Annotated in this window: 6 protein-coding genes; 3 read left to right on the forward strand and 3 right to left on the reverse strand. The window is 26.1% G+C overall.

The features are described from left to right. Positions 1-62: 62 nt before the first annotated feature. The 3 genes from ACYQ44_RS09950 to ACYQ44_RS09960 are packed head-to-tail and all read right to left on the reverse strand — an operon-like array spanning position 63 to position 3,878. Positions 63-1,232 (reverse strand): sugar ABC transporter permease, encoded by a 1,170-nt coding sequence (locus ACYQ44_RS09950; protein WP_459997056.1) that lies wholly within the window; start codon positions 1,230-1,232, stop codon positions 63-65. A 12-nt stretch (positions 1,233-1,244) separates the two neighbouring features. Further along, the gene (locus ACYQ44_RS09955; protein WP_459997058.1) at positions 1,245-2,759 is read right to left on the reverse strand and encodes an ATP-binding cassette domain-containing protein; all 1,515 of its coding nucleotides are present in this window, start codon (positions 2,757-2,759) and stop codon (positions 1,245-1,247) included. A 57-nt stretch (positions 2,760-2,816) separates the two neighbouring features. After that, positions 2,817-3,878: a sugar ABC transporter substrate-binding protein gene (locus tag ACYQ44_RS09960; protein WP_459997061.1), complete on the reverse strand. Its 1,062-nt coding sequence runs from the start codon at positions 3,876-3,878 to the stop codon at positions 2,817-2,819. 181 nt (positions 3,879-4,059) lie between these two features. Here ACYQ44_RS09960 and ACYQ44_RS09965 point away from each other — a divergent pair, with 181 nt between their 5' ends. Genes ACYQ44_RS09965 through ACYQ44_RS09975 form a run of 3 tightly spaced genes read left to right on the forward strand, consistent with a single transcriptional unit; the run spans position 4,060 to position 8,607 of the window. After that, positions 4,060-6,081 (forward strand): sensor histidine kinase, encoded by a 2,022-nt coding sequence (locus tag ACYQ44_RS09965; RefSeq protein WP_459997063.1) that lies wholly within the window; start codon positions 4,060-4,062, stop codon positions 6,079-6,081. Then, entirely contained in the window at positions 6,065-7,408 is a 1,344-nt protein-coding gene (locus tag ACYQ44_RS09970) for a sigma-54-dependent transcriptional regulator (RefSeq protein WP_459997065.1), read from the forward strand. Before ACYQ44_RS09965 ends, ACYQ44_RS09970 begins: the two co-directional genes overlap by 17 nt. Beyond that, positions 7,405-8,607, forward strand: coding sequence for an extracellular solute-binding protein (locus tag ACYQ44_RS09975; protein WP_459997067.1), 1,203 nt, complete (start codon positions 7,405-7,407; stop codon positions 8,605-8,607). Before ACYQ44_RS09970 ends, ACYQ44_RS09975 begins: the two co-directional genes overlap by 4 nt. The last annotated feature ends 97 nt before the right edge of the window (positions 8,608-8,704 follow it).

An 8,704-nucleotide genomic window follows, 5' to 3' on the forward strand; every position in this document is an offset into this window, starting at 1 on the left:
TATCATATTAATATTAAAAAAATAATAACCCCCAAAGGGGGTTATCCTATAAAGGAAGGGTTTTAAGATACTTTACTTCTAGTTTTTATATCAAATACAACAGCTGCAACTAAGACAGCACCTCTAATAATATATTGATAGGAAATACCAACACCTATTAAATTCATTCCGTTTATAAGCGAAGCCATAACTAGAGCACCAACAATAGAATTTGTAATTTTACCAACCCCACCTGCTGCTGAAACACCACCAACATATGCAGCTGCAATGGCATCAAGTTCAAATAATGTTCCAGCTGTTGGGGTTGCAGATTGGAACCTTGATGCATATAAAATACCAGATAATGCAGTTAATAAACCCATAGATCCAAAAACAAATAATGTAATTTTATTAATGCTTATACCGCTTAATTTTGCAGCTTCGGGATTACCTCCAACAGCGTAAATATGTCTTCCTAAAGGGGTTTTTGTTGTGATTATATGATAAATAAATGCAACAATTAAAACAATTAGGAATGTCCAAGATATTCCGTTATAACTAGCTAAAGTCCAAAATACATAACCTATAACAAATGATATTAATATCAGTTTTAATATAAAAACACTTGTAGATAATACTTCAAAGTTATATTTTAATTTGTTATTTCTTTTTCTTATTTCAGATAGAATATATAAGAAAATAATAATTGCACCTAATAATAGTGATGTAACATGTATATATTCATTATGGAACAAATCTGGTATAAAGCCATTTCCAATTTCATTGAAAGTATCATTTGATATTATTATTGTTCCAGTTTTTTCAGTTGAAACAAGTAAAGCTCCTCTAAAAATCATCATTCCTGCCAGTGTCATAACAAATGAAGGAAGACCTATATATGATATGAAAAAACCATTTACTAAACCAAAAATAATACCTAATGCAAAAACTACTAATATTGTTGGAAGAACAGGCATATTATATTGTGACATTAATATAGCTGCTATTGCACCGAGGAATCCTGATCCAAATCCTACAGAAAGATCTATATGCCTTATAACAATAACCAAAGTCATACCAACAGCTAAAACAGCAATATAACCCATTTGATTAAATAGATTGCTTAAATTTCTTGAAGAGAAAAATAATCCATCAGTTAATAGCGAAAATATAGCCATAATAATAATAAGAGCTATATACATACCATATTCTCTAATATTCTTTTTGAGTAAAATTTTTAATTCTTCAAACATACAAATTCCTCCTTAATATTCTACAGCCATTGCCATAATTTTTTCTTGAGTAGCATCTTCTCTGCTTAATTCACCAACAATTTTTCCTCCGGCCATAACATATACTCTATCACTCATTCCTAAAACTTCAGGCAATTCTGATGAAATCATTATTATACTCATTCCTTCTTCGACAAGCTTATTCATTATTGTATATATTTCCTGTTTTGCGCCTACATCTATTCCTCTGGTTGGCTCATCTAATATTAATAATTTTGGAGATACAAACAGCCATTTTGCCAATTGCACCTTTTGTTGATTTCCTCCACTTAAATTAAGAACTTTTTGCTCTATACTATGTGATTTTATTCTTAATGAATTTCTATAATCTTCTGATACAATAACTTCTTCATTTTCGTTTATAAATATACCTTTTGTAATATCTTTTAAGTTTGCAATGGTGATATTTGTTTTAATATCAAAATCAAGAATTAATCCATTACCTTTTCTGTCTTCTGAAACATATGCTATTCCAGCTTTTATAGCATCGGTTGTTGAATTAAAAATTTGTTTTTTTCCATTGAAATATAGTTCGCCGGTAATTTTGTAATCATCAGGATTTCCAAATATGCTATGAGCTAATTCTGTTCTACCGGCACCAATTAGTCCAGCAATACCAACTATTTCACCCTTATTAACATGAAAATTCGCAGATTTAACAACATATTTATTTGATTTTTTATCATATGCTTTCCAGTTTTTTATTTCGAAGATTTTTTCACCAATTTGATGGTTTCTTTTTGGGTAAATATCTTCAATTTCTCTACCAACCATATGTTTAATTATGTCATTTTCAGATATATTCTTATTTTCCATTGTTGTTATAGTTAAACCATCTCTTAAAACAGTGATGGTATCAGCTACTTCTAATACCTCATTAAGTTTATGAGATATCAAAATTGAAGTAATTCCATGTTTTTTTAAATCCTGTATTATCCGTAAAAGGTTTTCACTATCAGTTTCATTTAATGCAGAAGTCGGTTCATCTAGTATCAAAAGTTTTACATTTTTACTTAAGGCTTTACCTATTTCTACAATTTGTTGTAATCCAACACCTAATTCTTTGATTTTCTTTGATGTATCCATATCATAACCTAATTTTTTTAGAACTTTTGTTGATTCTGAAATTGTTTTATTCCAATCGATCACACCATTGTTTTTTATTTCATGACCTAAAAAGATATTTTCATATATAGTTAATTCAGGGATTAATGCTAATTCCTGATAAATAGTTACAATTCCAACTTTTTCGCTATCATAAATATTATGAAATTTTTGTTCTTTACCTTCGAAAATTATTTTTCCGTCATATGTTCCGTATTTATGAAATCCACTAAGAACTTTCATTAAAGTAGATTTACCAGAACCATTTTCACCAACAAGACAATGAATTTCACCTTTTTTAACTTTAAAATTTACATTATCTAAAGCTTTTACGCCAGGAAACTCTTTAGTAATATTTTTCATTTCAAGAATATACTCGCTCAAAAAAATCACCTCTCACTTTTAAAAAGGGTAGCAAGAGCTACCCTTGATTTTTTCTAATTACCATCTAAAGTCAGATTCTTTATAATATCCTGAATCAATTAATACTTTTTTAACATTGTCTTTTGTTACAACTTGGATTTCAGATTGAATAGCAGGAACATCTTTAACGCCATTATTATATGATTGAGGAGTAATTAATTTAACGCCTTTTAAAACAAATTGAGCTAAGTTTATAGCATCTTTAACAAGGATTCTAACATCTTTAAATACTGTCATTGATTGTTTTCCATCTATAATGTATTGAATTGAAGCTTTTTCAGCATCTTGACCAGTAACATAATATTCTTTTACATCTCTGTCTTGCCTGAAAGCATCAGCAATAGCTCTAGCTGTACCATCATTTGGAGCTAAAATATAAACTGTACCTTTATCTGATCTTTTAGCTCTTGTTAAATTATCTTCAGCTTTTCTTCTGGCTACAGTAAAACTCCAATCTGTTGTAATTTGATTGATTATTTTAGCCATTTCTGCACGTGTTAATGTTTTTTTGTTTTGTAATTTTATAGCTTCTGAAGAATTAATAATTCTGAATGTTCCATCAGCAATTTTAGGTTGTAAAACTTCCCATGCGCCTTGGAAGAATAAAAATGCATTGTTATCTGATGAAGCGCCAGCATATAAATATAATGGATTATCTTTTCCTGTTGCGTGGTCTACCAAATATTGTCCTTGAGCTCTACCAACTTCAACACTATCAAAAGTAACATAATAATCTACAGCATCAGTATCAGTTATTAATCTATCATATGAAATAACTGTAACTCCAGATTCTTTTGCTAATTTTGCAGTGGAAGCTGCTGCAGCACCATCATGTGGACATAAAATTAAAACTTTAATACCCTTTGCTAATAAAGCTTCAACATTTTGTCTTTCTCTTGCAGGATTTCCTTGGCTAAATAAAACTTCAACGGAATAATTTGTATCTTTTAATGCATCCCTAAACCTTGTTTCATCCTGTACCCATCTTGGTTCATCCTTTGTAGGAAGAACAATACCAACGTCTAATGCATAAATAGAAATAGCAAATAAAACTAATAAAGCTAATAACACCTTTTTCATAATTCCACCTCCAAATTATATAAATTCATCCAATAATATTATTAGCAACAACGTGCCAACTTTTTTTACAGAATTAAGAAATATTAAGATTTTTTGTTTTGATCTATTTTAAATACAGATTAAAAAGAATTACTAACATATGCAAAAATTGCGTATATTTTAAAAAAAGATTATAATTACTATGCAAAAATTGCATAAGGTATGCAAAAATTTGGAGGTAATGATGACATTAAAAAAACGATTTATATTAATAATATTAATCTCTGTTCTACTGCCTACAATTTTAATAATGTTTAATGAAACCTATATAACAAAGTATATATTTAAGGAATTATCGGATTATACTGAAAATACTATTGATGATTTTGGATTTGAGTTAGTTGGAAAAATTTATCCAACAGTAGAAAATAATCTTGTAGAATATAATAAAAAATTGATCAATTTTTCTATAAATATTTTGGAAAATCAAAGAATTGTTGATTATGCTAAATATGGATTAATTAATACAGTTAACTCATATATAACGGAATTATTAAACACGTCTTTAATTGATGGTGTTTTGATAATTGTAGATAATGAAAAAAATATTAAAATAGGGGATTTTCCTAAGATAAATAATATTATTAATGGATATATTGAAAGTGAAGAGGGAATATATTTAATATCTGGAGCAAAGAAAGATGAAGTTCAAATATATTCATCAATAAAAATCGATGAATCTTTTCTCAATTCTTTAAACCTTTCGTCTATTTCTATAATTTCAATAATAGGGAAGAATAACAAAATTTTTCAACGAAATAAATTTTATTCTGATTTTGATATAAAGAATAATTATGTTGTATCAGATAATTATAAATATCCTTCAAAAATAATAAAATTATCCGATAACATAGACTTAGTTATTTCTTTTGATACATCACAATTAAATTCAATACAGAATAAAATTAAAGATGTATTTTTTGAAAATATATCATCGAATTTAAATGTTTCATTAATTATATGGATATTAATTTCACCATTATTAATATATTTTTCATTATTTTATTTTGGAAAAAATATTGAGACTTTAGAATTATCTATAAAATCTATAAAAGATATAGCTAAGGGTAATTTTAATATAAAAATGAAAATAGAAAACAAAGAGAATAATAGATATAAGGATTTAGTAGATTCAATTAATATATTAGCGAAAAATTTAAAAAATATGCATACAGAGATTGAAGCAAATATAGAAAAAATTGAAAATGAAAAAAATACCTTGAAATACTTAGTTAATAATTTACATGAAGGTATAATTTTATTTGATTTAGATGGAAGTATTAAAGCAGAAAATGATTTTGGTAAAGAAGTATTATTAGGAATAGGTGAAGCTGAATTAAAAAGTTCCGAAAACAAAATATATTCATTGAAAATAAAAGGGGAACAAAAGCTTATTGAAGTTAGTAGAAATTACCTAGATAAAGCGCTTTTAGTTTTAATTAGAGATATATCTTTAGAAAAAGAAATGAATGATTTATATTCTTTAAATGAAAAATTAGTGGAAAAAGAAAAGTTTGGACGAATTGCAGCTCATGAAATAAGAAATCCTTTAAACTCCATGTATTTGAATTTGCAATATTTAAAAATAGAGTTTGAAGGGAATAAAAAAATAGAAGAAATAAGTAATTTAATAATAGAGCAGATTAAAACCATAGATGCTATTGTAGGAGAATTATCCTCGAGAGCAATAATAGAATCAAAAGAAAAAGAAGTGAATATAAGTAGTGTTATTTCTCAAATATTAAATTTGTTAAAATACAAAATATTAGAAAATTCTATTGAAGTTGATTTTAAAGCAAAAAATAATATTTTTTTAAAAGCTAATCCTCAAAGATTAAATCAATTATTTTATAACGTAATAAATAATGCAGTTGAAGAATTAGAGAATATAAAGGGTAAAAAAAGAATAAAAATAGATGTATTAAAAAATAATAATATAATCAATATTATTATCGAAGATAATGGTAATGGAATACCTGATGAATATAGAGAAAACTTATTTAAAAAACCATTTACAACAAAAAAGTATGGTAATGGAATAGGTTTATTTATTGTTCATTCAATAGTGAAAGAATTAAAAGGAGATATAAAAATCAATAGTTCTGATGAGGGAACAAAGGTAATATTAGAATTTAAGGAGGATTATAATGATAGTAATTATTGAAGATGATAAAAATAGTGCAAATGTTTTAAAACAATTTTTAATGAAAAAAGGATACAAAGTGGATGTATTTCATGACTTAAAAAGTGTTAAAAACCTTCAAAAATATGATATTGCACTACTTGATATGATTTTGCCTGATGGAAAGGGAACAGAAAAAATAAAGGATTTTCTTAACATTAATCCTTATTTAAAAGTAATAATAATGACTGGGTTTGGCGATGTTCAAGATGCGGTATATTCAATGAAATGTGGAGCTTTTGATTTTATAAAAAAACCTATAGATTTAAAAAGACTTATGTTTTTAATTGAAAAAGCGCATGAAGAAATTAAGTTAAAAAAGGAAAATGAGAAATTAAAATATATAGTTCAGGAAAATATTAAAGAAGATTTTGTTATTGGTCAATCAGAAATTATGAAAAATATTATTTATATTGTTAATAGAGTAATTGAAACAGATGCCAATATATTGATTACTGGAGAAACGGGAGTTGGAAAAGAAGTTTTTACTAGATATATTCAAAGATTTAGTAAAAGAAAAGAGAATCCATTTATTATAGTTAATTGTGCAGCTATTCCAAAAGATTTAGTTGAATCTGAATTATTTGGATATGAAAAGGGAGCATTTACTGGTGCAGAAAAATCTAAACCAGGAAAATTTGAGCTTGCTGATAAAGGTACGATATTTTTAGATGAGGTGGGCGAATTACCATTAGAAATCCAAAGTAAATTATTAAGGGTTTTAGAAAATGGAACTATTGAAAGAGTTGGAGGAACAAATGAAATAAAAGTTGATGTTAGAGTGATTGCTGCAACAAATAGAAATTTAGAAGAAGAGGTAAAAAAGGGTAATTTTAGAATGGATTTATTTTATAGATTAAATATAATTAATATAAATATACCTCCAGTTCGAGAAAGAAGAGAAGATATACCCATTTTTTTAGAATTTTTTAATAATAGATATTCTGTCAAATATAATAAACCTAAAATAAATTTTTCTAAAGATGCATATGAAACTTTAATAGCATATGATTGGCCAGGAAATGTTAGAGAGATTAGAAATTTTATTGAAAGAATATATATCATTTCTGATACTAATAAATTAATAAAAAAATCAGATATAGAATTATTATTGAGGACAAATAATTCTAATAATATATCAGAGGATTTTTCTAATATGACTTTAGAAGAAATGGAAAGAAATTTAATATTAAAAACATTAAAAAGATTTTCTGGCAACAAAACAAAAACAGCAAAAGCATTGGGAATAAGTTTAAGAACTTTACAATATAAATTGAAAAAATATGATAATATTGGAGGGAAATTATGAGAAAAATTTTTAATATAACCTTTTTTATTTTTTTCTATGTAATTACCTTTGGAGTAAACTTTCTTTATATGTATCAAGCGGGATATCAACCGGAAGATCTGATGAGCTACCTCGACTCGCAAAATGTAGAAGATATTTATGTTACTTTTAAGTTTTATGAAGATATGTATGAGAATATTAGTGTATCAGTAAATTCAAAAATACCTTTTTATGATATAGCCTTAGTAGATTTAATATGGATACCAGAACTTGCAAGCAATAATATGATTCTACCTCTAGATGATTTAATAGATAAAAGTTATTTTGAGGATATACCTCAATATATATTAAACCAATTTAAATATAATGGAAAAATATATGCTTTACCGTATCTTGTTAATATTCAACATTTTTATGTAAATAAAGACATTTTAAAAAAAGCAGGATTAAAAAACCCCCCTAAAACTTTAGAAGAATTAGTATATCAGGCGAAAATTATAAAAGAAAAAGGAATATTAGAGTATCCTATAGTTGATTCGTGGATAAATGAAGAAGTTTTAATGTGTGAATTCACATGGTTGCTTGGTGCTTTTGGTGGAGATTATTATGAAGATGGCTCGCTTAAAATAAATACCTCCAAAGCTATAAAAACTTTAAAATATATGAAAATGTTATTGGATGAAGGATTAATTAATCCATTATCTTTAGAATTCAAAGAAAATGATGTTTTAAATGTTTTCATTAACGGAGATGCTGCTTTTACAACTAATTGGACATATCAATCAAGATATATGGATGATTTGCGATATTCAAAAATTGTAAATAAAGGAAGCTTAGAGTTAATACCTGTATCAAATAATGTGAAAAATAAAAAAACAGTTTCTGTAAGTGGATTTCAAGGGTTAGCTATTTTAAGAAATGCTAATGATATAAAAAAGGCAATAAATGCATTAAAAATTTTAACTAGAAAAGAATTTTTTTATCAATTTGATAATGAAATACCTATTTATAAAAGTATGCATTTAGAATATCTCAAACAAAAGGAATATAATAAAAAGAAGTTATTAGAGTTGGAAAATGTATTAAATAGACCATATTTAATAGAATATAATAAATTTTCTGAAGTGGTAAGAAGATATATAACTATGGCATTAAAGGGATTATTAACACCTGAAGAAGCACTTTTTAAAGCTCAGAAGGAAATTAGTGAACTAAAATAATAAATTAACGTCTTATATAAATATAAGATTTCCGGTAAGGAGTCAAGGATAAAAAAAGGAGAAAAAGGGTAATAAATAGCCATAAAAAAGGCTAAAT

Source organism: Marinitoga arctica (genome assembly GCF_054657315.1).